A 22,189-nucleotide genomic window follows, 5' to 3' on the forward strand; every position below is an offset into this window, starting at 1 on the left:
TTATTTAAAGTACTTAAAAGGTACTATCAACATTCCAAAGTTTTCACCTTTTTCCTTACCTAAATGTTTATGGTGGATTTTGTGTGCACGTCTTACACCTCTGGCATATTTATTATCAATATTTCTAAGCCATTTAAAGCGTTGGTGAATAAAAATATCATGAACAATAAAGTATGCTATGCCATACATTAGTATGCCTAATCCAATTGGTAAAGTAAACCAAACATCTTGATAACTCCAGAGGTAAAAACAGACTATACTAATTACAGCATAGAAAATAAAAAAGGCATCGTTACGTTCAAACCAACTATCGTGGTCTTTTAAATGATGGTCTTTATGTAGATTCCATAAAAAACCATGCATAATATACTTATGTGTAAACCATGCATTAAATTCCATAATAAAGAACGTACCAAAGAAAATCAATATCCAAAAAAAGGTTTGCATAATATATCTTATAAATTGTTAGAGTAAATTGAGTTGATATTTTACGTAGCTACGTGTTAGCAATTCTATCTTTTTATAGTTAGGCACTCTTATTCTTGCAGACTTAATATCAAGCGCAGGCGTCTTTTTAAGTTTTTGTAATAGTTTGTTGTAATACCTGTAAGCCATAAATACACCAAACTTTGCATCTAAAGGTAAGCGTTTTATGCCTTGCAGTCCTTTTTCAAAATCATTTTCAATTTCGTCGATAATTGTTTTTTTAGATATTTCATCTAAATGATTTAAGTCTGTATTAGGAAAATAGGTTCGGCTCAAATCTTCAAAATCTGCTTTTAAATCTCGTAAGAAATTCACTTTCTGAAAAGCGGAACCCAAACTCATGGCAGATTCCTTTAAATCTTCGTATTTCTCTTCGTCACCTTTAACAAAAACCTTTAAACACATTAATCCTACTACATCAGCTGAACCGTAGATGTAATCTTTATATTCTTGTTCAGATAAATATTTTTTCTTGTGAAGGTCTAGCCGCATGCTATTCATAAAAGCAGTAACCAGATGTTTGTCAATGCCATAATTGTGATAGGTTTCCTGAAAAGAATTAAGGATTGGATTTAAGCTAATTTTGTCATTTAAAGCATTTTCTAAATCAGTTTCAAAATTTTCAAAAAGCTTTTCCTTGTCATAATCATGAAATGTATCTACAATTTCATCAGCAAACCTTACAAACCCATAGATGTTGTAGATGTCTTGTCTTATACTGTTCGATAACATTTTTGTTGCCATAGAAAACGATGTGCTGTAAGCGTTAGTTACTGCTTTACTACACTCTTTAGAAACGTTGTCAAAAATTGATTTCATGTGTTTTAATTTCTTTTTAAAGCAATTAAGCTTCGTTTTTAGTTATCAGATCCGCTACTAACTTTCCTGAAATTAGGGAAGGCGGAACACCAGGTCCAGGTACTGTTAACTGTCCTGTAAAGTATAAGTTATCTACTTTTTTACTTTTTAATTTTGGCCTTAAAAAAGCAGTTTGCATTAAGGTATTAGCCATACCATAAGCATTTCCTTTGTAAGAATTATAATCCTTAATAAAATCATTGATGCAAAAAGATTCTTTAAAAAGAATATGACTTTGCACATTTTGATTTGTTAGGTCCTCAAAACGGTTTATTATGATGTCAAAATATTGTTGCCTTAACTCTGGTGTGTCTTCTAGACCTGGAGCTATTGGTATAAGGAAAAATCCTGTTTCGCAATCATCAGGTGCCATACTTTTGTCAGTTACCGATGGAAAATTGACATAAAACAACGGTTTTTCTGGCCATTTTGGATTGTCATAAATCTCTTCGGCATGAGCTTCAAAATCAGTATCGAAGAACAAATTATGATGTTCTACATTTTTAAGCTTTTTATTAAAACCAACATAAAATAAAAGGGAAGAAGGAGCAAATGTGCGCTTCTCCCAATAAGATTCAGAATATTGTCTGTGATTTTTGTTTAATAGAGTTTCAGTATGATGATAATCTGCGCCGCTTAATACAATATCAGATTCTACTAATTTTCCGTTTACTATTATGCCTGTGGTTTTTCCATTGTTGACATTAATTTTTTCGACATTATTATTATTGTTAATGGTAACACCTAGTTCTTCAGCTAATTTTTTCATAGCCTTGATAATTTCATACATACCACCTTTGGGATGCCAAGTGCCCAATCCAAAGTCAGCAAAATTCATAAAGCTATAAAAGGACGGAGTTTGGCTTGGTTTGGCTCCTAAAAACAGTACAGGAAACTCAAGTGTAGAAATAAGTTTAGGGTTTTTAAAATTCTTTCTCACTTCTGAGCTTATGGATTTAAAAAAGCGATCTATCCGCTTTACAGTCTCTTTGGTTACTAGTTCAAAAGGTGAAATACCTGGTTTTAAAACCACCTTATTTATAGCTATGTCATAATGCTCTTGAGCTTGGTTAATAAATTTGCGTAGTGGTTTAGAACTGCCTATTTCTATGCGTTCAAATTCCTCACAAATTTGATCCATATGATCACCAATGGTAATAACTTCATCAGAAAAAAAGATTTTATAAGCTGGAGATAACTTATCTAATTGGTAAAAATCACTCGTACTTTTTCCAAAGTCATTAAAGAACTTTTCAAAAACATCTGGCATCCAATACCAGCTAGGGCCAATATCAAAAGTAAAACCGTCTTTAATTAATTGTCTAGCTCTTCCACCAACAGTATTATTTTTTTCAAACATAGAAACTTTGTACCCAGCTTTAGCGAGATAACATGCCGCTGATAAAGCTGAAAACCCTGATCCTATAATTGAAACTGTTTTGTTCATTGGGTTAAAGATTAGATAGTAGTGATTTAATGGATTTAAATGATTTTACTTGTTTAGGTAAATTATTTATATCTATGTTTTCGAGTATTCTTCCTAATATCCATAATTTTGAATTATGATTTCTTAATAATAATGCTTCAAAATCTTCTAAATATTTACGAAAATCTTCAGCACTTGGTTTTATGGTGAAGTATGAAATAAATACAATATCATCATAATAAATTTGAAGATCTTTTAAGTTTGAAGTTGGAACACTTTGTCCTAAGAATATACTATGAAAACCACTTTTTATTAATTGGTAATTAACAAACATTAACCCAAGCTCGTGAATTTCATTTTCGGGCAGATAGAGCACAAATGTTGTTGTAGAGGTATTTACTTGCTCAGATTGAATTAGCTCGGTATTGATTAAAATTTTTTGTCTAATTAAAGAGGATATAAAATGCTCGTGAGCAGGTGTTATAGTATCTGTTTGCCATAATAACCCAATATGTTCTAAAAGCGGAATAAAAATATTATAGAATATGTCTTCGAATGTTTTTTCTTCTTTCAAAGCCTTATAAGTTTTATAAAACAAACCTTGATCAAAGTTTAGCATTGCTAACTTTAAAGAATTGATAGCATGATTTTCTATATTATTATTTTCAACAACTTCTTTAACCAATAATGGTATTTTAGCATCATCTATTGTGGCAATCTTTGAGATTTTATAGCCATTATTATTGAGATAACTAACATTGAGTAGTTTTTGGAAATCAGATAAATCGTAATATCGTATGTTCGTATCTGTACGTTTTGGCTGAAGCAAGTTATAGCGTTTTTCCCAAATCCTAATGGTGTGAGCCTTTATACCTGTTAAATTTTCCAGGTCTTTAATGCTAAACGTATTTTTAATATTGTTCACTTTTTTTATAAAATTGTTAAACAAAAATAATATTTAAATGAATAGGTTTTAAATAAATTAACAAAAAAATAAGTAAAAAAAGGGAAAGTGCGCACGAGAAGACTCGAACTTCCACGGACTAATGTCCACCAACCCCTCAAGCTGGCGCGTCTACCAATTCCGCCACGTGCGCAAAAAAAAGTTAAGTAAAGGTAAAAAAAAAGTTAAGCATTGTGCTTAACTTTTTGTGACCAGTCTGGGGCTCGAACCCAGGACCCTCTCCTTAAAAGGGAGATGCTCTACCAACTGAGCTAACTGGTCATGATGTTTTTCTCTAACGAGGGTGCAAATATAAAATGTTTAATTAATAAAACAACACTTTTTTTATTTAAATTTCCGTTTTTTTGTAGTCCGTTACTATAGTTTATTAATAATCAAATTGTAAGCGTTATGATCGTCGTTTTAATGGGATATATGGGTTCTGGAAAATCTACAATAGGTAGGGAATTAGCTACCTTGCTGGGTTACAATTTCTTAGACTTGGATGATTTTATCTCAGATAAAGAAAATGCTACAATTTCTGATATATTTAAAGAAAAGGGCGAAATTTATTTTAGAAAGAAAGAAACGGAATATTTATTAGAGGTTATCAATGGTTTTGACAATATTGTGCTTGCTCTTGGTGGTGGTACGCCTTGTTATGGTAATAATTTATCTGTTTTAAGTGATAACTCTAATGTGGTTTCATTTTATTTAAAACTTTCAATCCCGGTTTTATCTAAGCGCTTGTTCGTAGAACGTCAAAGGCGACCTTTAATAAGTCATTTAAATTCTGAAGAAGAATTATTAGAGTTTATAGGAAAGCATCTTTTTGAACGTGTTCAATATTACAATAAAGCAGAACACACAATCACAGCCGATAATAAATCTAAACAAGATGTTTTAGAAGACATTTTAATGCACTTAATCTAAATATGCTTCATAAGGTTGTTTGGATAAATTGACGTGTACATGCTCAAAAAGTGATGTAGAAAGTGAAATTCCTTTAAAATCAGCTTTAACAGGATATTTTTTATGGTTTCTATTAACGAGTACAGCTGTTTTAAATTGTTTTAAAGGCACATCTAAAAAATGTTTTATACCATATATAAGTGTACTTCCCGAATTTAAGACATCATCAATTAGTACCAGTGATTTATTAGTGTAATCTTCTTGTTTGATGGAAGTTTTAATTGGCTGTGTTGGTTCTTTTTTATCTATGGTTACCTTGCATAAGGTAGATTCTATTTGCGAAATCTTATCTAAATTTTGCTTAATTTTTTTTGCTAAGATATAACCATTGCTTTCAATACCAGCAATTACAATTTCGGTCTCTTCTACATTACATTCGTATATTTGATAGGCAATGCGCTTTATTTTATGCTCAATCTCCTTATGACTTAAAATTGTATTCTTTGTTAATGCCATTATATTCTTTTTTTCAAAGATAAAAAACGGTTTTTATTGATGCTTTATTTTTATTGTATTAATAAGGTATTACTCTTCTTCTTTAAATTCGTCAATATCTCGTCTATCTTTTTTTGTAGGTCTTCCGGTACCTTTTTTTCTGTAATAATCTTTGCTGTACTTTAAAAGCTCTTTGGCTGCATAAGCTTCTTTTGGTGTTGTATCCACTCTGTAAATATCAACAAGCTTAGCTCCAACACGGTTAGGTGGTAAATCGTTTACAGTTAGTTGATAAAGTATTTGGTCTTTCCGTAATTCAATTTTATCAGTTGCAAATACCTCTCTAGATGGTTTTGCTACAGATCCATTAAGTTTTACTTGTCCTTTTTTGCACGCAGTTGTTGCTTTGCTACGTGTCTTATAATAACGGACACACCATAAATATTTATCAATTCGCATATATTTTTTAACTAAAAACTACGTTAATCTTGTAGTACAAAAATATTATATTATTGTATCTTGCGCCTCATAATTAAGCAATAATGAATAATGTATAGGATTTGTGGTAATCTTTATACATGAAATGCAAAACATATGAAAAAGAAAACATTGAGATTAGCACTTTTTTTAATGGTATTAGTGATTGCCTTTATATCATGTAAGGATGATGATGACTCTACATCTTCAATTCCTGTTAGAGATAGAGCGGAGCAACAATTAGCTGATAAGGACTCTTTGTTAGACTATTTGTCCTCTCACTATTATAACTCTGCTTTTTTTGAAACAGGTTCTGATCATAAATATTCTGACATAGTAATTACTGAATTGGCAGAAGGGGAAACTGTGCCAGACGGTCATGCATTGTTGTTAGATGTTGTTGAAACTATTTCTGTAGTTTTCTTAGATGTAGACTATGAGTATTATATATTGAGAATAAATCAAGGAGGAGGAGAATCACCTCATTTTACAGATTATGTGCGTACAAGGTATGAAGGAAGTGTTGTTGAATCTGGTGATGTGTTTGAAACCATAAGTACACCAGAAGATTTACCTTTGCAAGGTGATGGAATTACTTTTTTTGGAAGTATAAAGGCATGGCAATTGGTAATGCCATCATTTAATACCGCAACTGGATTCACTACAGAAGATGGTATAGTTAATTATCAAAATTTTGGATTAGGTGTAATGTTTATACCATCAGGTCTTGCTTATTTTGCATCTTCAAGTTCTGGGATAGCTTCATACTCTAATTTAATTTTTAAGTTTGAATTATTACAATATGAAGAAGCAGATCATGACCAAGATGGTGTACCATCTTATATTGAAGACTATAATGGTAATGATGATGTTTCAGATGATGATACAGACGGAGATGGTATACCAGACTTTATTGATACAGATGATGATGGTGATGGAGTAAGAACTATTAATGAAGATATTGATAATGATGGAGACCCAACAAATGATGACAGTGATGGAGATGGAACCCCAAATTACTTAGATGAAGACTCTACACAATCAAATCAAGATGAGAATTCTTAAACTTTAACAAAAGATAAATAAAAAAAGCCGCTAATAAGCGGCTTTTTTATTTTTAAAACAAATTTATAAGGCTATTGATAAGCTTAGTATTAATTGGTCAGGACGTGTGTCTATTCTGCTTGCTGTTCCTGTGCCTAAGTTGTTATTTATAAAGGTGGCTTCGTTATTATTAAAGCCTCTTTCGTACCTAAGGTCAATACCAATTTTATTTAAGCTTAAACCAATACCAAAGTTTAAACCTACAGAAAAATCATCTTCTACATTGTCGATGTCAATTCCTTCAAATTCTGTATCTAGAATGTACTGTAATGATGGTCCTCCAAAAACACTAACTGGTCCTAAGACCTTCAATCCAATTAAAAGAGGAGCATCTAATTTCTTAACGTTAAAGTGGTCACTGTCGTAATCACTTTTAGTCGCAGTATAAACTAGCTCTGGTCTAAAATAAAGTTTGTCTCCAATCTTTCCAAAGACACCTATATGGTATCCAATATTACGATCAGGATTTTTTGAATTTTCGCCAATAGATTCAAAATAATCACCATTGGCACTGTAATTTAATCCGCCCTTAAAGCCAAATGCACTTCCGTTTTGAGCATTTACGGAAAAACCGACAAATACTAATACTACAGCTATAAAAGCTGTCTTTTTCAAATTTTTCATAATGTTCGTTTTTAAGATTAGGTATGTAATATCAAAAACGTTGCCAAAATGAAGTTATTTTCTTTTTAACACAGTTTTTACTGCTTTTTGTATAGCATCACTATTTAAACCATATTTTGCCATAAGCTGCTCTGGAGTACCAGATTCACCAAAAGTATCCTTGGTTGCAACAAACTCTTGAGGTGTTGGTTTATGCTGAGCTAAAACTCTTGAAACACTTTCACCAAGACCACCAAGATAGTTGTGCTCTTCAGCTGTAACTACACAACCTGTTTTAGATACAGAATCTAAAATGGCTTTATCATCTAAAGGTTTTATAGTGTGTATGTTAATTACCTCTGCAGAGATGCCAGATGCGTTTAAGGCCTTTGCCGCTTCTAAAGCTTCCCATACTAAATGACCCGTTGCAACAATGGTAACATCATTTCCGTCAGTCAACTTTACAGCTTTACCTATTTCAAAAGTGCCATTTTCTGGTGTGAAGTTTGGTACTTTTGGTCTTCCAAATCTTAAGTAAACAGGACCATGATGTTTAGCAATGGCTAATGTTGCAGCTTTAGTTTGGTTGTAATCACAAGTGTTAATTACTGTCATACCTGGTAACATTTTCATTAACCCAATGTCTTCAAGTATTTGATGCGTTGCACCATCTTCACCTAAAGTTACACCAGCATGAGATGCACAAATTTTTACATTCTTATCAGAATAGGCAACACTTTGACGTATTTGGTCATAGACTCTTCCTGTAGAAAAGTTTGCAAATGTCCCTGTAAAAGGAATTTTTCCGCCTATGGTCATTCCTGCTGCTAAACCAATCATATTAGCTTCAGCAATTCCAACTTGAAAAAAACGTTCAGGATGGTTGGCTTTAAACTCATCCATTTTTAATGAACCAATTAAATCTGCGCAAAGTGCTACAACATTTTCATTAGTTTTTCCTAATTCAGTTAATCCTGCTCCAAAACCAGAGCGTGTATCTTTACTTCCTGTATTTGTATATGTTTTCATAATCATGCCCACGAAAGCGGGTATCTGTTTAATTAATCTCGATTAGTAGTCTCCTAGTGTTTCAGCATTTTGTGCTAATCCAATTGCTAGTTGCTCGTCATTAGGTGCTTTACCATGCCATGCGTGTGTGTGCATCATAAAATCAACACCATTACCCATAACTGTTTTTAGTAATACACAAACAGGTTTTCCTTTTCCTGTTTTAGATTTTGCTTCTGCCATTCCTTTTAAAATAGCCTCAATATTGTTACCGTTTTCAATGTCAATAACAGTCCATCCAAAAGCTTCAAACTTAGCACGAAGGCTTCCCATTGGTAATACGGTATCTGTAGAACCATCAATTTGCTGACCATTTAAATCTATGGTAGAAATGATGTTGTCTACGTTATTACCTGCAGCATACATGATTGCTTCCCAGTTTTGACCTTCTTGTAACTCACCATCACCATGAAGACTGTAAATTAAGCTATTATCGTTATTTAATTTTTTTGTTTGTGCTGCACCAAGAGCCACAGACATACCTTGACCTAAAGAACCTGAAGCGATTCTAATACCTGGTAAGCCTTCGTGTGTAGTTGGATGCCCTTGTAAACGAGAGTTAATTAATCTAAATGTATTTAGTTCGTCCACAGGAAAATACCCTGAGCGCGCTAAAACACTATAATATACAGGAGAGATATGACCGTTTGAAAGAAAGAAAAGATCTTCACCTTTTCCATCCATATCAAATCCTTCATTACGTTCCATAATTTCTTTATAGAGTGCTACAAAAAATTCTGCACACCCTAAAGAACCACCTGGATGACCAGAATTTACTTTGTGTACCATTCGTAAAATATCTCTACGAACCTGAGTAGTTAAATCTTCTAATTGTTGAATGTTTGGCATGTTGTGTTGCTTAAATTTTATGGCACAAAAATAGTTTTTTATAGAAGCCTTACAAAGGTGTTGTGCTGTCACTTATTAACGATTTTGAGGATTTGCTAACAATTTTAAATTTTATTAAGACATCAATGTGGTAGAGTTATTTATATTTGCCATCAGACTTAAATTTTAATGGATTTTAAACGCATAACAACAGACAAAGAAACGAAGGCTAGAGCAGGTACTATAACTACAGATCATGGTACTATAGAAACACCAATTTTTATGCCTGTTGGTACTGTTGGTTCTGTAAAAGGTGTGCATCAACGGGAGTTAAAGAATGATATAAACCCAGATATTATTCTTGGTAATACCTATCATTTATACCTAAGACCACAAACACCTATTTTAGAACAAGCAGGTGGATTGCATAAATTTATGAATTGGGATCGTAATATTTTAACCGATTCTGGTGGTTATCAAGTTTACTCATTATCTGCTAATAGAAAAATAAAGGAAGAAGGAGTAAAATTTAGGTCGCATATAGATGGAAGTTATCATGTGTTTACACCTGAAAATGTTATGGAAGTGCAAAGAACAATAGGTGCCGACATAATAATGGCTTTTGATGAATGTACTCCATATCCTTGTGATTATAACTATGCAAAACGTTCAATGCACATGACGCATCGATGGTTGGATAGGTGTATTAATCATTTAGAAAAAGTACCATATAAATATAATTACAGTCAAACTTTTTTTCCAATTGTACAAGGAAGTACTTATAAAGACTTAAGACAGCAATCCGCTGAATATATTGCTAATGCAGGTGCTGAGGGTAATGCTATTGGTGGTTTATCTGTTGGTGAGCCAGCAGAAGAAATGTATGCTATGACAGAAGTTGTATGCGATATTTTACCAGAAGAAAAACCACGTTACCTTATGGGTGTTGGTACACCAATCAATATATTAGAAAATATTGCGTTAGGTGTAGATATGTTTGATTGTGTAATGCCAACTCGAAATGCCAGAAATGGTATGCTGTTTACAGCACATGGGACTATTAACATTAAAAATTTAAAATGGGCTGACGATTTTTCACCTATAGATGAAATGGGAATTACGTTTGTAGATAAAGAATATACTAAAGCCTATTTAAGACATCTTTTTACAGTGAATGAATTGCTAGGAAAGCAAATTGCTACAATTCATAATTTAGGGTTTTACCTATGGTTGGTTAGAGAAGCTAGAAAGCATATTATTGAAGGTGACTTTAGAAAGTGGAAAGAAAAAATGGTAAAACAAATGGATAATAGATTATAGAGTGTGAAAATACTGGATTGGTACATATTAAAACGCTACTTGTTTACATTTTTAATGATGTTGCTGCTGTTTATACCTATAGGTATTACTGTGGATTTGGCTGAGAAAATTGGTAAAATCATTGAAAATGAGGCACCTTTTAACGAAACAGCAATGTACTATGTAGATTTTACTATTTATTTTGCTAACCTTTTGTTTCCATTGTTTTTGTTCCTTTCGGTTATTTGGTTTACCTCAAAGTTGGCTAATAATACAGAGATTGTTGCTTTTTTAAGTTCTGGTGTATCATTTACTAGATTTTTGAGACCTTATATAATAGGAGCTACAATAGTTGCAATATTTGCATTTGTTTTAGGAATGTATTTGGCACCAATTGCTAGTCAAGGTTTTAATGAATTTAAATTCAAGTACCTTAAGAAAGGGAAACAAATTCAACAAACTAGAGATGTTTACAGGCAGATAAATGATAATGACTATATCTATGTAAGCAATTTTGTGCCAGATAGAAAGGTAGGTACCAATTTTACTTACGAGCATTTTGAAGGTAATGAACTTAAATACAAAATCTTTGCGGATAACATTAGATTCATTGAAAAAGATACCTCATATAGGCTAACTACTTATGTAAAACGTTCTTTTGAAAACGGTATAGAAACTATAGAGAAAGAACGAAGAAAAGATACGATTTTACCTTTTGAACTTGAAGATTTAACACCTGTAGAGTATGCTGCGGAAACCAAATCTTATGGTGAACTACTCAAATTTATTGATTCAGAAAAAAGAAGAGGTTCTCCTAATATTGGCAGATATGAAGTTGTTAAATTAAGAAAGTGGAGCATACCTGTCTCTATATTTATACTCACTATCATAGCTGTGGCAGTTTCTTCTGTAAAGCGTAGAGGTGGTATGGGAGTTAACCTTGCATTTGGTATTGCTATTGCCATGATTTATGTATTCTTTGATAAGATTTTTGGCGTTATGGCAGCGCAGTCCAATTTTCCGGCAATTATAGCTGTATGGTTTCCTAATGTAATATTTGGTATTTTAGCAATATACCTTTTACAAAATGCCAAACGCTAAACTAAAGCATTACCTCCATTTACATTTCCTGGTTTTTATCGCTGGCTTTACTGCAATTCTTGGTGAGTTAATTTCAATTGGAGCATTAGCACTGGTTTGGTATAGAATGGCTATTGCTGGTATTTTAATGTTTCTATTTATTAAAATTATTAGGCTAGATATTAAAATCACCAAAAAAGCATTTTGGCAATTTTCTGCAGCGGGAATCATTATAGCATTACATTGGATTACTTTTTTTGAATCCATTAACCAAGCAAATGTGTCTATAGCCTTAGCCATGTTTTCATCAGGTGCTTTTTTCGCCTCCTTTATTGAGCCAATTTTTTTTAAACGTCGCATATTAGGTTACGAAATTTTATTTGGCCTAATGGTAATATTGGGAGTATTCTTAATTACCAGTAGCGAAATGAATTATATATACGGCATAGCATTAGGTCTGTTATCGGCATTGCTTTCCACTTTGTTTGCTATTATAAATGGTCGTTTTATTGAACGTTATAGTGCAACAGTAATTTCGTTTTACGAATTTTTAAGTGGAGTACTATTCTTAACAGTTTTTATCCTTTTATCAGGAGTTAAATTCAATGCTGAGTTTTTTACTCTTTCCTATAACGATTGGATTTATATATTTATATTAGCTTCAGTATGTACTGCTTATGCATTTATTGGAGCAGTAGAAATAATGCGCTACATTAGCCCTTTTACTGTAATTTTGAGTTATAACCTCGAACCTGTTTATGGTATTGCAATGGCACTTATTTTATTTCCTGAAACAGAACAAATGTCCTCTCAATTTTATATTGGAGCAGCTTTAGTCATTGTCACCGTAATAATGGATGCAATTTTTAAAAATTCTAGAAGAAGGAAAAACAAAACCAAAGTTATTACCAATTAAAGTTTTTATATTTGCATACTACTAAACTAACTAAACAATAAAAATAATTTCAAATTGTATGGAATACTTAGAGTTTGAATTACCAATAAAAGAACTTGAAGATCAGCTTTCTAAATGCCAAATTATAGGTGAGGAAAGTGACGTGGATGTTACTGAAACATGTAAGCAAATTGAAAAAAAATTAGCAGAAACCAAGAAAGACATATATAAAAATCTAACAGCTTGGCAACGTGTTCAGCTGTCGCGTCATCCTAATAGACCTTATACATTAGATCATATTAAAGCATTATGTGGCGATACATTTTTAGAACTACATGGAGATAGAAATGTAAAGGATGACAAGGCTATGATTGGTGGTCTTGGAAAAATTGGTGACCAAAGTTATATGTTCATTGGTCAACAAAAAGGGTATAACACCAAAACAAGACAGTACCGTAATTTTGGTATGTCTAATCCAGAAGGATATCGTAAAGCATTGCGCCTTATGAAATCTGCAGAAAAGTTTGGAATTCCGGTTGTAACATTGATAGATACACCAGGGGCATATCCAGGATTAGAAGCAGAGGAACGTGGACAAGGGGAGGCTATTGCTAGAAATATTTTAGAAATGTCTCGTCTTAAAGTGCCAATTATTACAATAATTATTGGTGAAGGTGCATCAGGTGGCGCACTGGGAATTGGAGTAGGAGATAAAGTGATGATGTTAGAAAACACTTGGTATTCAGTAATTTCACCAGAATCTTGTTCTTCAATCTTATGGAGAAGCTGGGAGTACAAAGAACAAGCAGCTGAAGCTCTAAAGTTAACCGCTAAGGATATGAAGCGCATGAAGCTTGTGGATCAGATTATAAAAGAACCACTTGGTGGTGCCCATACAGATAGAGAAAAAACGTTTTTAGCCGTTAAAGATGCCATTGTTAAATCTTATGATGAGCTGAAAAACTTATCACCAAAAGAATTGGTGAAAAAACGTATGGAAAAATATGATGAAATGGGAGTCTATAAAGACTAAATCCACTAAACATAGGCAACTAAAAAAAACTGAAGTTTAGACTTCGGTTTTTTTTATCGCTATTAACAATAAACACAACTTATTAACAGTTAAATTGTTAACTATGTGTTGACATTGTAAAACTTAAAAGATGCAGTTCGTCGATACTATTTAGTTACATTTGTCACTTATGAAACAGCCCAACCCAATACAAGGTTATAAAGTAGATAAGAGCACTATCATTAGCTTAGAGAAAGGAAAAATACCACCTCAAGCTATTGATTTAGAGGAAGTTGTGCTTGGAGCAATGATGATTGATAAAAAAGGAGTTGATGAGGTTATAGACATTTTAAGCCCTGAAGCTTTTTATAAAGATGCACATAAATATATCTTTGAAGCTATTTTCAAATTATTTGAAAACAGCGAACCTGTCGACTTATTAACCGTTTCCAGTCAATTAAAGAAAGACGAAAAATTAGATTTGGTTGGTGGTGATTTTTACCTCATTTCTTTAACACAACGTGTATCGTCTTCAGCACATATTGAGTTTCATGCACGTATTATTCTTCAAAAATATATTCAACGAAGTTTAATAAAAATTTCAAATGAAATTATTGAAGAAGCTTACGACGAAACCAAAGATGTTTTCGACCTTTTAGATAATGCTGAAGCTAAGTTATATGAAGTAACTCAAGGGAATGTTAAAAAATCTACTGAAACAGCTCAAAGCTTAGTTATTCAAGCTAAGAAAAAAATTGAAGAAATTTCAAACAAAGAAGGTCTAAGTGGTATTCCTACTGGCTTTGATAAACTCGATAAATTAACATCAGGGTGGCAGCCAAGTGATTTGATTATTGTAGCGGCTCGTCCTGGTATGGGTAAAACAGCGTTGACGCTAACTATGGCAAGAAACATTGCTGTAGATTTTAATCAACCTGTGGCATTCTTTTCGTTAGAGATGTCATCAGTTCAATTAATAACGCGTTTAATATCTAGTGAAACAGGACTGTCTTCTGAAAAACTAAGAACTGGTAAATTAGAAAAGCACGAATGGGAGCAACTCAATGTTAAGGTAAAAACTTTAGAAAATGCACCGTTATTTATTGATGATACGCCTTCGTTATCTATTTTCGATTTAAGAGCAAAAGCAAGAAGATTGGCTTCGCAATATGGCATTAAGGTAATAATGATTGATTACTTGCAGTTAATGACAGCAGGTGGTAGCCAAAAAGGAGGAAATAGGGAACAAGAAATATCTATGATTTCTCGTAACTTAAAAGCACTTGCAAAAGAGTTGAATGTTCCTGTAATTGCCTTATCACAGTTATCTCGTGCTGTTGAAACGCGTGGTGGTAGTAAAAGACCTTTACTATCAGATTTACGTGAATCTGGTGCAATTGAACAAGATGCAGATATCGTATCCTTTATTTACCGACCAGAATATTACAAAATAGATGAGTGGGATGATGAGGAGCGTTCTCCAACAGAAGGACAAGGAGAGTTTATAGTTGCAAAGCACAGAAATGGTGGATTAGAAAACATTAGGCTTAAGTTTGTTGGTCATTTAGGTAAGTTTGATAATCTAGATGATTTTGATACGCCTTTTGAGTTTCAATCTAAATTAAATGCTGCAGCAAACGATGATACTTTTAAAACGGATAATTTCCCTTCAGCATCAGATGCTTTTGATGCACCAGAGGATGATGGTGTCCCTTTTTAACACGTTTTTAGTAAGTTGAAAACAGTTTTTTGACTTATCTTTACATTTCCTTTTAAAAAATTGCCTCATGTTAAACCAAAGACGTACAACAAATATATTGTTGCTAATTATAGTGGTGCCTCTAGTGTTCTATTTACTTAAAACACTGTCCTTTATATTTGTTCCACTTATATTTTCAATGTTTATTGCATTGTTGTTTTTGCCTTTGATGCGGTTTCTTGGAAGAAGAAGAGTGCCTAAGTTTATTAGTATTGTAGTTGTTTTGCTTTTAGTGGCACTCGGTCTAAAACTTGGTATAGAATTAATAAAATTGTCTAGTAAGGAAATTTTGGCTACAAAGTCTGAATTTTTTCCTCTCGCAGAGCAAAAGGTAGCAGACTTAAAGGTTTACTTGTTTGAAAACTTTGGGATTGAATTTGAAGAAAATAAAAATCCTATAGGTCAGTTTTTTGAGAAAGAAAATTTAGGTTCAACCTTCGGTTTTCTTAGAACTTTTTTAACAACATTATTAATGACGGCCTTTTTTGTTGTTTTGTGGTTAGGAGAGTCTATTAATGTGCATAAACTATTGAATAGCGTGGTGTTAAAGCAAAAGCATACGTCTATTAAAGCTTTTATGAAAATTGAAAAGGACCTTATAAAATTTATTAAAGTTAAGTTTTTGGTAAGTGCTTTAACAGGCTTATTCACAGGTTTAATGTGCGTGTTTTTTGATGTCAGTTTTCCAATATTTTGGGGCTTATTCGCTTTTGCAATAAACTTTGTACAAATGGTAGGTTCGTTTATTTCGGTGATATTACTTTCAATATTTGCATTTGTAGAGTTAGATCCTACAAGTACACTATTCTTTTTTGTGCTTTCAATCACTTTGGTTCAGGTTGTGTTTGGTGCGATTTTAGAACCTATTTTTATGGGTAAATCATTTTCAATTAACATTATAGCGGTTTTGGTTATGCTCATGTTTTGGGGATTTTTGTGGGGAATTCCTGGATTAATTATGGCTATTCCTATAACGGTATTTATAAAGATTATATTAGAACAATTTCCTAGTACTAAAATTATTGCAAGTCTGCTTTCGGGCAATGAGACTACTATTGAGTAGAGCCTCTTAGCAAAAGGGTCTTAAAAGAATTATAAATAGACTATAATTAGACTAAAATTTGGTTATATTTCGTTATAAATCTATGAACTTGAAAAAATTAGCCTTTATAATGTTTATGCTTTTCTTAAGCGCAAATGCCTATGCGTCTTATATTCTTATTCCTATGGATGCAGAGTCACAAGAAAATCATTTAAAGGCTTATGGCGTAACCTATTGGACTTTAGAACGAGAACTAAAAGTGCAATGGTTGCTCAACTATAGAGGCGGTTCATTTTTATTACCAGATGCCGAAATTATTCAACGCGAATGCCAGATAAGAGGTGTGTCTTTTGAGGTCATATCCGATGCAAAAGCTAAAGCAATTTTAGATGAAATTAGTAGTCCATCAGTTAATCAAGAAGCTGTTGTTTTAGAAAAAGCACCTAAGATAGCTGTTTATACTCCTTACGGAAAACAGCCTTGGGATGATGCGGTAACTATGGTGCTGACTTATGCCGAAATTCCATATGAAACAATCTATGATGAAGAAGTATTAAAGGACGAATTATTGCTTTATGATTGGTTACATCTGCATCATGAAGATTTTACAGGGCAATACGGAAAATTCTACAGAACATATCGTTCAGCCGCTTGGTATATTGAAGAAAAGAAGGCAGCAGAAGAACTAGCACAACGATTAGGCTATAGTAAAGTCTCTGATGCTAAATTAGACGTCGCTCTAAAAATAAGGGACTATGTCGTTGGTGGAGGATTTATGTTCGCCATGTGTTCTGCAACTGATAGTTTTGATATTGCGCTTTCAGCTGAAGGTGTTGATATTTGTGAGCCAATGTTTGATGGTGACGGTAGTGATCCAGGTTATCAAAACAAAATAGATTATTCAAAAACATTCGCGTTTAAGGATTATATATTAGAACGAAGCCCAAATGTTTATGAGTTTTCTTCAATAGATATGACTCAAAAACGAAAAATTCCATTTAAAACCGATTATTTCTCTTTGATGGAATATTCAGCTAAATGGGATCCAATTCCAACAATGCTTACACAAAATCATACATCTTTAGTAAAAGGTTTTATGGGACAAACCACTTCATTTACAAGAGACCAAATAAAGTCTAATGTCTTGGTTATGGGAGAAAACAGAACCAACGGTGAGGCTAAATACATACACGGAATAAAAGGAAAGGGTTTTTTTACGTTTTACGGAGGCCATGATCCAGAGGATTATACGCATAGAGTAGGAGACCCAAAAACCGAATTGGACTTACATCCAACTTCACCAGGATATCGTCTTATCTTAAACAATGTTCTTTTTCCTGCCGCTAAAAAGAAGAAGCAAAAGACTTGATTTTGACGTTTTTTTTGTATTTTAAATTTGAATACTAATTCAATTTATAATGTCAACAAAAGAAGCCATACTCAACAAAATTCAAATTCTAATCACAAATCATTTTAATTCACCAGAAGAAGCTTTTGCGTTTTTTGATAAGGATGGTGATGGAAAATTAACTAAAAGCGAAATAAAAGATTTATTAAAGCAAGCTGAAATAAGTGGTTTTTTAAGAGGTATTGTTTCTTCAAAACTTATTGAAGGTTATGATAAAGATGGTGATGAATTAATTGATTGGGAAGAGTTTAAATTTGCAATTGACGAAATTTCAGACGAATCAAAGTAAATTTTGAATGCATTTTTTTCAAAGAGAAATTAGATTAAAAGCTTTTTCTAGAGGCTTCCATTTAATTACTGATGCTATATTAATCGGATTGCCAGAATTGGAAGATATCAATGTTGGTCAACTACAAGTATTCATTAAACATACTTCAGCAAGTTTAACCATCAATGAAAATGCTGATCCTACGGTAAGATCGGATTTTGAAAGTCACATCAACAAAATGGTGCCCGAAAATCAGCCATATTACAAACACACGTTTGAAGGTTCTGATGATATGCCAGCTCATATTAAGGCTTCTTTAATGGGAACTTCAGTTCAGATACCTATTACAAACGGAAAACTTAATCTAGGAATATGGCAAGGTATTTACTTGTGCGAACACAGAAACAACGCATCTGGAAGGTATGTGGTAATAACAGCTTTCGGAAAGTAAGGTTATAAAAAAATCCGGTTCGTGAGAACCGGATTTTTAATTAAGCGAAATGTTGTTATTAATTTGGCTAAAAGCCTTATTTTACTTTGTTTACTATGGCTTCAAAAGCTTCTGGGTGATTCATTGCTAAATCTGCAAGAACCTTACGATTCAAGTTGATATTGTTAGCTTTTAATCCTCCCATAAATTTTGAATAGCTCATTCCGTGTTGTCTTGCACCTGCATTAATACGCATAATCCATAACGCGCGGAATGTTCTCTTTTTATTTCTACGGTCTCTATACGAGTATTGCATCGCTTTGTCAACCGCGTTCTTTGCTACTGTCCAAACGTTTTTACGTCTTCCAAAGTAACCTTTTGCTTGCTTAAGAACCTTTTTTCTTCTGGCTCTCTTTGCAACTGAATTTACTGATCTTGGCATTTCTTTAATTGTTTTTTTGTAGTAGGCGACCAATTAAGGTACTTGCTAAATTATTTTGCCTAACTCCAGGGTTTATAAATTGTTTTAACCGATTAAAACGTTATTACTTTAAACGTAACATTGTTTTAATATTGTCTTCGTCAGCCTTATGTACTAATGTATCATGAGTTAACGCTAGCTTACGCTTTTTAGATTTTTTTGTCAATATATGACTCTTAAAAGCGTGCTTTCTTTTAATCTTACCAGTGCCAGTTAGTTTGAAACGTTTCTTAGCACTTGACTTTGTTTTCATTTTAGGCATTTTCTCCTATTTTTAATTACGTTTCGCTTATTATCTTTAACTGAATTAACAGTTTATTATTTTTTCTTTGGCGCTATGAACATAATCATACGCTTACCTTCAAGTTTAGGCATTTGCTCTACTTTACCAAACTCTTCAAGATCTTGAGCCAATCTTAATAATAAGATTTGACCTTGTTCTTTAAAAACAATCGACCTTCCTTTAAAAAACACAAAAGCTTTTAATTTTGCTCCATCCTTTAAGAATTTCTCAGCATGCTTTTTCTTAAATTCATAATCATGGTCATCAGTTTGTGGACCAAACCTAATTTCTTTGACTACAACTTTAGTTGCCTTTGATTTTAAGGCTTTCTCTCTTTTCTTTTGTTCGTAAAGGAACTTTTTATAATCCATTACTTTACAAACAGGCGGATTTGCATTAGGAGAAATCTCAACTAGATCCAAACCTTGCTCATCAGCCATAGAAAGTGCTTTCTTAATAGGATATACTCCTACTTCAACGTTGTCTCCTACAACTCTTACTTCTTCGGATCTAATTTTAGAATTTATACGATGTTTGTCCTCTTGGGCTTCTCTTCTGTTATAATTCCTTCTGTTTCTACGTATTGCTATGGCTTATATATTTAAATTAAACGTTTATTATTTAAAAGTCTTTAAACTTTTATTTATCTTATTTTTAATAATTTCTGATAGTTCTACTACAGTAATTGTGCCAAGATCATCACCTCCATGTTGGCGTACAGTTATTGTATTATCTTTTTCTTCTTGCTCACCGACGATAATCATAAACGGAAACTTTTGCATTTCAGCTTCGCGAATTTTCTTACCAACAGTTTCATTTCTGTTGTCTGCAAGGGCGCGAATTTCGTCATTTTCTAGCAAATTTAAAACTTTTTCAGCGTATTTTTCATATTTCTCACTTACAGATATAACAATTGCTTGCTCTGGCATTAACCAAAGCGGGAAATTTCCGCCAGTATGTTCTAACAAAATAGCAACAAAACGTTCCATGCTTCCAAAAGGGGCACGATGTATCATTACTGGTCTGTGCATCTCGTTATCACTACCTTTATAGGTTAAATCAAAACGTTCAGGTAAGTTGTAATCAACCTGAATTGTGCCTAATTGCCATTGACGACCAAGAGCATCTTTAACCATAAAATCTAACTTTGGTCCGTAAAATGCAGCTTCACCTGTTTCAACAACATAATTTAAACCTTTATCAATGGCAGCACTTAAAATTGCCTTTTCTGCTTTTTCCCAGTTTTCATCACTACCAATATATTTTTCTGGGTTTTCAGGATCTCTTAATGAAACTTGGGCAGTAAAGTTTTCAAAACCTAATGAACCAAATACGTATAGAACTAAGTCTATAACTTCTTTAAATTCAGCATCTAATTGGTCTGGCGTACAGAAAATATGAGCATCATCTTGTGTAAAGCCTCTTACTCTTGTCAATCCATGCAACTCACCGCTTTGCTCATATCTATATACTGTTCCAAATTCAGCAAAGCGTTTTGGTAGTTCTTTATATGAAAATGGTTTGCTGTTATAGATTTCACAGTGGTGAGGGCAGTTCATTGGTTTTAATAAAAATTCTTCGCCTTCAGCAGGAGTTGTAATTGGTTGAAAACTGTCTTCACCATATTTTGCATAGTGACCAGAAGTTACATATAATTCTTTTTGACCAATATGTGGAGTTACCACCATTTCATATCCAGCTTTTTTCTGTGCTATTTTTAGAAAGTTTTCTAAGCGTTCACGTAAAGCAGCACCTTTTGGTAGCCAAAGAGGTAAACCTTGACCAACTTTTTGAGAAAAGGTGAATAGTTCAAGTTCTTTTCCTAATTTTCTATGATCTCGTTTTTTTGCCTCCTCTAATAACTCTAAATATTCAGTAAGTTCTTTTTGCTTAGGAAATGAAATACCATAAACACGAGTTAATTGTTTGTTGTTTTCGTCACCTTTATAATACGCACCAGCAACACTTAATATTTTTACTGCCTTTATAATACCGGTATTAGGTATATGGCCTCCACGACATAAATCTGTAAAAGTTGAGTGGTCACAAAAACTAATTGTACCATCTTCTAAATTGTCAATTAAGTCAACTTTGTATTCATTTTTACCTTTATAGTATGATAGAGCTTCAGATTTAGATACATTACGCATTTTAAAGTCATGCTTACCTCTGGCAATTTCTATCATTTTGTTCTCAATGCTCTTAAAGTCTTTTTCCGAAATAGTGCCTTCACCTAAATCAACATCATAGTAAAACCCATTATCAATTGCTGGACCAACCCAAAGTTTTACATTAGGATATAATTCTTCTAATGCTTGAGCTAATACGTGCGCAGTAGAATGCCAAAAAGCTTTCTTGCCCTCATCATCTCTAAATGTATATAAAGTTAGACTACCATCTGTGGTTAATGGAGTGGTCGTTTCAACAACAGAATCATTGAATTTTGCAGAGATAACGTTGCGAGCAAATCCCTCGCTAATATCTACAGCCACTTCATGAGGAGTTACTTCTTTATCAAAAGATCTAACCGAGCCATCAGGTAGAGTAATTTTAATCATTATATATAGTATAAATTTTAGCCCACAAAGATATACCTATATATATAATAGACAAAGTTAAGTTTCCTATAAATTTTCATGGCGTTTCGCTTTTGCTTTTAAGTAGCAAAAGCGTCGGGCTATTCGCTCTATCTTTTTTGTTTTTCTTCTTGCTTTGATTGTCTTTATCATATTATGATATATAATGGTGTAATTACTTAATAGGTGATATCACAAAAAAGGATGCCGCTACTATCCCTAACACGACCAAAGTGACTTGAATAATTTTAATTTGAATCCATTAAGAGATTTTGTGTAGTGGCAATCACTTAAAAAACAAGGCGTTAAGAGTGTTTAAAAAAAAAAGAAAAAAATAAATATAAAAAAGGTGTTGTGGGATTAAAAAAGGGTTTTATATTTGCACCCCGAAACAAAAACGAAAGTTTGGTTTTCGGTCGTTCATTTTCAAGGAATTTAGAGTTTCAAAAAAAGTAG

24 protein-coding genes and 2 tRNA genes are annotated in these 22,189 nt (G+C 32.9%); 11 read left to right on the forward strand and 15 right to left on the reverse strand.

Going from position 1 to position 22,189, the window contains the following annotated elements; translation table 11 throughout:
• The 6 genes from ACFFGA_RS13470 to ACFFGA_RS13495 all read right to left on the reverse strand — a co-directional run bounded on the left by ACFFGA_RS13470 (position 1) and on the right by ACFFGA_RS13495 (position 3,995).
• Positions 1 to 447 (reverse strand): sterol desaturase family protein, encoded by a 447-nt coding sequence (locus ACFFGA_RS13470; RefSeq protein WP_386064849.1) that lies wholly within the window; start codon positions 445 to 447, stop codon positions 1 to 3.
• 18 nt (positions 448 to 465) lie between these two features.
• On the reverse strand, positions 466 to 1,305 hold the full coding sequence (locus ACFFGA_RS13475) for a phytoene/squalene synthase family protein (protein WP_386064850.1): 840 nt from the start codon (positions 1,303 to 1,305) through the stop codon (positions 466 to 468).
• A 25-nt stretch (positions 1,306 to 1,330) separates the two neighbouring features.
• The gene (gene crtID / locus ACFFGA_RS13480; protein ID WP_386064851.1) at positions 1,331 to 2,791 is read right to left on the reverse strand and encodes a bifunctional phytoene desaturase/3,4-desaturase; all 1,461 of its coding nucleotides are present in this window, start codon (positions 2,789 to 2,791) and stop codon (positions 1,331 to 1,333) included.
• A 4-nt stretch (positions 2,792 to 2,795) separates the two neighbouring features.
• Positions 2,796 to 3,695 (reverse strand): MerR family transcriptional regulator, encoded by a 900-nt coding sequence (locus ACFFGA_RS13485; protein WP_386064852.1) that lies wholly within the window; start codon positions 3,693 to 3,695, stop codon positions 2,796 to 2,798.
• Between the two features lie 88 nt (positions 3,696 to 3,783).
• Positions 3,784 to 3,867: transfer RNA gene (locus ACFFGA_RS13490), tRNA-Leu, on the reverse strand.
• A 55-nt stretch (positions 3,868 to 3,922) separates the two neighbouring features.
• Positions 3,923 to 3,995: transfer RNA gene (locus tag ACFFGA_RS13495), tRNA-Lys, on the reverse strand.
• Between the two features lie 129 nt (positions 3,996 to 4,124).
• Here ACFFGA_RS13495 and ACFFGA_RS13500 point away from each other — a divergent pair.
• On the forward strand, positions 4,125 to 4,646 hold the full coding sequence (locus ACFFGA_RS13500; RefSeq protein WP_386064853.1) for a shikimate kinase: 522 nt from the start codon (positions 4,125 to 4,127) through the stop codon (positions 4,644 to 4,646).
• On the opposite strand, the gene ACFFGA_RS13505 is transcribed toward ACFFGA_RS13500, so the two are convergent.
• On the reverse strand, positions 4,638 to 5,141 hold the full coding sequence (locus tag ACFFGA_RS13505; RefSeq protein WP_386064854.1) for a phosphoribosyltransferase family protein: 504 nt from the start codon (positions 5,139 to 5,141) through the stop codon (positions 4,638 to 4,640). The two genes, ACFFGA_RS13500 and ACFFGA_RS13505, sit on opposite strands and share 9 nt — an antisense overlap.
• Before the next feature lie 69 nt (positions 5,142 to 5,210).
• Positions 5,211 to 5,579, reverse strand: coding sequence for an Hsp15 family ribosome-associated heat shock protein (locus ACFFGA_RS13510; RefSeq protein WP_386064855.1), 369 nt, complete (start codon positions 5,577 to 5,579; stop codon positions 5,211 to 5,213).
• 135 nt (positions 5,580 to 5,714) lie between these two features.
• Here ACFFGA_RS13510 and ACFFGA_RS13515 point away from each other — a divergent pair, with 135 nt between their 5' ends.
• A complete protein-coding gene (locus tag ACFFGA_RS13515) occupies positions 5,715 to 6,662 on the forward strand; it encodes an FKBP-type peptidyl-prolyl cis-trans isomerase (protein WP_386064856.1) in 948 nt (315 codons plus the stop codon).
• 63 nt (positions 6,663 to 6,725) lie between these two features.
• Here ACFFGA_RS13515 and ACFFGA_RS13520 read toward each other — a convergent pair whose 3' ends face one another.
• The 3 genes from ACFFGA_RS13520 to ACFFGA_RS13530 form a co-directional block, all read right to left on the reverse strand.
• Positions 6,726 to 7,316 carry a porin family protein gene (locus ACFFGA_RS13520; protein ID WP_446697950.1) on the reverse strand — a complete coding sequence of 197 codons (591 nt, stop codon included), beginning with the start codon at positions 7,314 to 7,316 and terminating at the stop codon, positions 6,726 to 6,728.
• A 63-nt stretch (positions 7,317 to 7,379) separates the two neighbouring features.
• On the reverse strand, positions 7,380 to 8,333 hold the full coding sequence (locus tag ACFFGA_RS13525; RefSeq protein WP_386064858.1) for a transketolase family protein: 954 nt from the start codon (positions 8,331 to 8,333) through the stop codon (positions 7,380 to 7,382).
• 42 nt (positions 8,334 to 8,375) lie between these two features.
• Positions 8,376 to 9,221 (reverse strand): transketolase, encoded by an 846-nt coding sequence (locus ACFFGA_RS13530; RefSeq protein ID WP_386064859.1) that lies wholly within the window; start codon positions 9,219 to 9,221, stop codon positions 8,376 to 8,378.
• Between the two features lie 168 nt (positions 9,222 to 9,389).
• Here ACFFGA_RS13530 and tgt point away from each other — a divergent pair, with 168 nt between their 5' ends.
• The 9 genes from tgt (at position 9,390) to ACFFGA_RS13575 (ending at position 18,414) form a co-directional block, all read left to right on the forward strand.
• Positions 9,390 to 10,520 carry a tRNA guanosine(34) transglycosylase Tgt gene (gene tgt, locus ACFFGA_RS13535; RefSeq protein WP_386064860.1) on the forward strand — a complete coding sequence of 377 codons (1,131 nt, stop codon included), beginning with the start codon at positions 9,390 to 9,392 and terminating at the stop codon, positions 10,518 to 10,520.
• A 57-nt stretch (positions 10,521 to 10,577) separates the two neighbouring features.
• Complete coding sequence (locus ACFFGA_RS13540; protein WP_386064872.1) at positions 10,578 to 11,600, forward strand: LptF/LptG family permease; 1,023 nt, start codon at positions 10,578 to 10,580, stop codon at positions 11,598 to 11,600.
• Entirely contained in the window at positions 11,587 to 12,495 is a 909-nt protein-coding gene (locus ACFFGA_RS13545) for a DMT family transporter (protein WP_386064861.1), read from the forward strand. Before ACFFGA_RS13540 ends, ACFFGA_RS13545 begins: the two co-directional genes overlap by 14 nt.
• Before the next feature lie 58 nt (positions 12,496 to 12,553).
• Positions 12,554 to 13,507: an acetyl-CoA carboxylase carboxyltransferase subunit alpha gene (locus tag ACFFGA_RS13550; RefSeq protein WP_386064862.1), complete on the forward strand. Its 954-nt coding sequence runs from the start codon at positions 12,554 to 12,556 to the stop codon at positions 13,505 to 13,507.
• 169 nt (positions 13,508 to 13,676) lie between these two features.
• Positions 13,677 to 15,206, forward strand: a complete 1,530-nt coding sequence (gene dnaB, locus ACFFGA_RS13555) for a replicative DNA helicase (protein WP_386064863.1) — start codon at positions 13,677 to 13,679, stop codon at positions 15,204 to 15,206.
• A 67-nt stretch (positions 15,207 to 15,273) separates the two neighbouring features.
• A complete protein-coding gene (locus tag ACFFGA_RS13560) occupies positions 15,274 to 16,308 on the forward strand; it encodes an AI-2E family transporter (protein ID WP_386064864.1) in 1,035 nt (344 codons plus the stop codon).
• A 163-nt stretch (positions 16,309 to 16,471) separates the two neighbouring features.
• On the forward strand, positions 16,472 to 17,656 hold the full coding sequence (locus ACFFGA_RS13565) for an asparagine synthetase B (RefSeq protein ID WP_386064873.1): 1,185 nt from the start codon (positions 16,472 to 16,474) through the stop codon (positions 17,654 to 17,656).
• A 49-nt stretch (positions 17,657 to 17,705) separates the two neighbouring features.
• Positions 17,706 to 17,984, forward strand: a complete 279-nt coding sequence (locus ACFFGA_RS13570) for an EF-hand domain-containing protein (RefSeq protein WP_386064865.1) — start codon at positions 17,706 to 17,708, stop codon at positions 17,982 to 17,984.
• A gap of 7 nt (positions 17,985 to 17,991) precedes the next feature.
• Positions 17,992 to 18,414 (forward strand): secondary thiamine-phosphate synthase enzyme YjbQ, encoded by a 423-nt coding sequence (locus ACFFGA_RS13575; protein ID WP_386064866.1) that lies wholly within the window; start codon positions 17,992 to 17,994, stop codon positions 18,412 to 18,414.
• A 76-nt stretch (positions 18,415 to 18,490) separates the two neighbouring features.
• Here the strand turns inward: ACFFGA_RS13575 and rplT are convergent, their stop codons facing one another.
• The 4 genes from rplT to thrS all read right to left on the reverse strand — a co-directional run bounded on the left by rplT (position 18,491) and on the right by thrS (position 21,715).
• Positions 18,491 to 18,835, reverse strand: a complete 345-nt coding sequence (gene rplT / locus ACFFGA_RS13580) for a 50S ribosomal protein L20 (RefSeq protein WP_386064867.1) — start codon at positions 18,833 to 18,835, stop codon at positions 18,491 to 18,493.
• Positions 18,836 to 18,938: 103 nt separating this feature from the next.
• Entirely contained in the window at positions 18,939 to 19,136 is a 198-nt protein-coding gene (gene rpmI / locus ACFFGA_RS13585; protein ID WP_019388182.1) for a 50S ribosomal protein L35, read from the reverse strand.
• A 56-nt stretch (positions 19,137 to 19,192) separates the two neighbouring features.
• The gene (gene infC, locus ACFFGA_RS13590; RefSeq protein WP_386064874.1) at positions 19,193 to 19,741 is read right to left on the reverse strand and encodes a translation initiation factor IF-3; all 549 of its coding nucleotides are present in this window, start codon (positions 19,739 to 19,741) and stop codon (positions 19,193 to 19,195) included.
• Between the two features lie 33 nt (positions 19,742 to 19,774).
• Positions 19,775 to 21,715 carry a threonine--tRNA ligase gene (thrS, locus tag ACFFGA_RS13595; protein WP_386064868.1) on the reverse strand — a complete coding sequence of 647 codons (1,941 nt, stop codon included), beginning with the start codon at positions 21,713 to 21,715 and terminating at the stop codon, positions 19,775 to 19,777.
• Positions 21,716 to 22,189 lie beyond the last annotated feature (474 nt).

This window comes from Winogradskyella pulchriflava (genome assembly GCF_042434315.1).
In the GTDB taxonomy this organism is placed as follows: domain Bacteria; phylum Bacteroidota; class Bacteroidia; order Flavobacteriales; family Flavobacteriaceae; genus Winogradskyella; species Winogradskyella pulchriflava.

Excerpts from the sequence above, each read along its gene's own strand:
- ACFFGA_RS13505 (WP_386064854.1), bottom strand. The coding sequence starts at position 5,141 with ATGGCATTAACAAAGAATACAATTTTAAGTCATAAGGAGATTGAGCAT.
- ACFFGA_RS13570 (WP_386064865.1), top strand. The coding sequence starts at position 17,706 with ATGTCAACAAAAGAAGCCATACTCAACAAAATTCAAATTCTAATCACA.
- ACFFGA_RS13500 (WP_386064853.1), top strand. The coding sequence starts at position 4,125 with ATGATCGTCGTTTTAATGGGATATATGGGTTCTGGAAAATCTACAATA.
- rplT (WP_386064867.1), bottom strand. The coding sequence starts at position 18,835 with ATGCCAAGATCAGTAAATTCAGTTGCAAAGAGAGCCAGAAGAAAAAAG.
- crtID (WP_386064851.1), bottom strand. The coding sequence starts at position 2,791 with ATGAACAAAACAGTTTCAATTATAGGATCAGGGTTTTCAGCTTTATCA.
- ACFFGA_RS13530 (WP_386064859.1), bottom strand. The coding sequence starts at position 9,221 with ATGCCAAACATTCAACAATTAGAAGATTTAACTACTCAGGTTCGTAGA.
- ACFFGA_RS13475 (WP_386064850.1), bottom strand. The coding sequence starts at position 1,305 with ATGAAATCAATTTTTGACAACGTTTCTAAAGAGTGTAGTAAAGCAGTA.
- ACFFGA_RS13545 (WP_386064861.1), top strand. The coding sequence starts at position 11,587 with ATGCCAAACGCTAAACTAAAGCATTACCTCCATTTACATTTCCTGGTT.
- ACFFGA_RS13565 (WP_386064873.1), top strand. The coding sequence starts at position 16,472 with ATGGATGCAGAGTCACAAGAAAATCATTTAAAGGCTTATGGCGTAACC.
- tgt (WP_386064860.1), top strand. The coding sequence starts at position 9,390 with ATGGATTTTAAACGCATAACAACAGACAAAGAAACGAAGGCTAGAGCA.
- ACFFGA_RS13515 (WP_386064856.1), top strand. The coding sequence starts at position 5,715 with ATGAAAAAGAAAACATTGAGATTAGCACTTTTTTTAATGGTATTAGTG.
- ACFFGA_RS13575 (WP_386064866.1), top strand. The coding sequence starts at position 17,992 with ATGCATTTTTTTCAAAGAGAAATTAGATTAAAAGCTTTTTCTAGAGGC.
- ACFFGA_RS13550 (WP_386064862.1), top strand. The coding sequence starts at position 12,554 with ATGGAATACTTAGAGTTTGAATTACCAATAAAAGAACTTGAAGATCAG.
- ACFFGA_RS13540 (WP_386064872.1), top strand. The coding sequence starts at position 10,578 with ATGTTGCTGCTGTTTATACCTATAGGTATTACTGTGGATTTGGCTGAG.
- ACFFGA_RS13525 (WP_386064858.1), bottom strand. The coding sequence starts at position 8,333 with ATGAAAACATATACAAATACAGGAAGTAAAGATACACGCTCTGGTTTT.
- dnaB (WP_386064863.1), top strand. The coding sequence starts at position 13,677 with ATGAAACAGCCCAACCCAATACAAGGTTATAAAGTAGATAAGAGCACT.
- ACFFGA_RS13470 (WP_386064849.1), bottom strand. The coding sequence starts at position 447 with ATGCAAACCTTTTTTTGGATATTGATTTTCTTTGGTACGTTCTTTATT.
- thrS (WP_386064868.1), bottom strand. The coding sequence starts at position 21,715 with ATGATTAAAATTACTCTACCTGATGGCTCGGTTAGATCTTTTGATAAA.
- ACFFGA_RS13560 (WP_386064864.1), top strand. The coding sequence starts at position 15,274 with ATGTTAAACCAAAGACGTACAACAAATATATTGTTGCTAATTATAGTG.
- rpmI (WP_019388182.1), bottom strand. The coding sequence starts at position 19,136 with ATGCCTAAAATGAAAACAAAGTCAAGTGCTAAGAAACGTTTCAAACTA.
- ACFFGA_RS13510 (WP_386064855.1), bottom strand. The coding sequence starts at position 5,579 with ATGCGAATTGATAAATATTTATGGTGTGTCCGTTATTATAAGACACGT.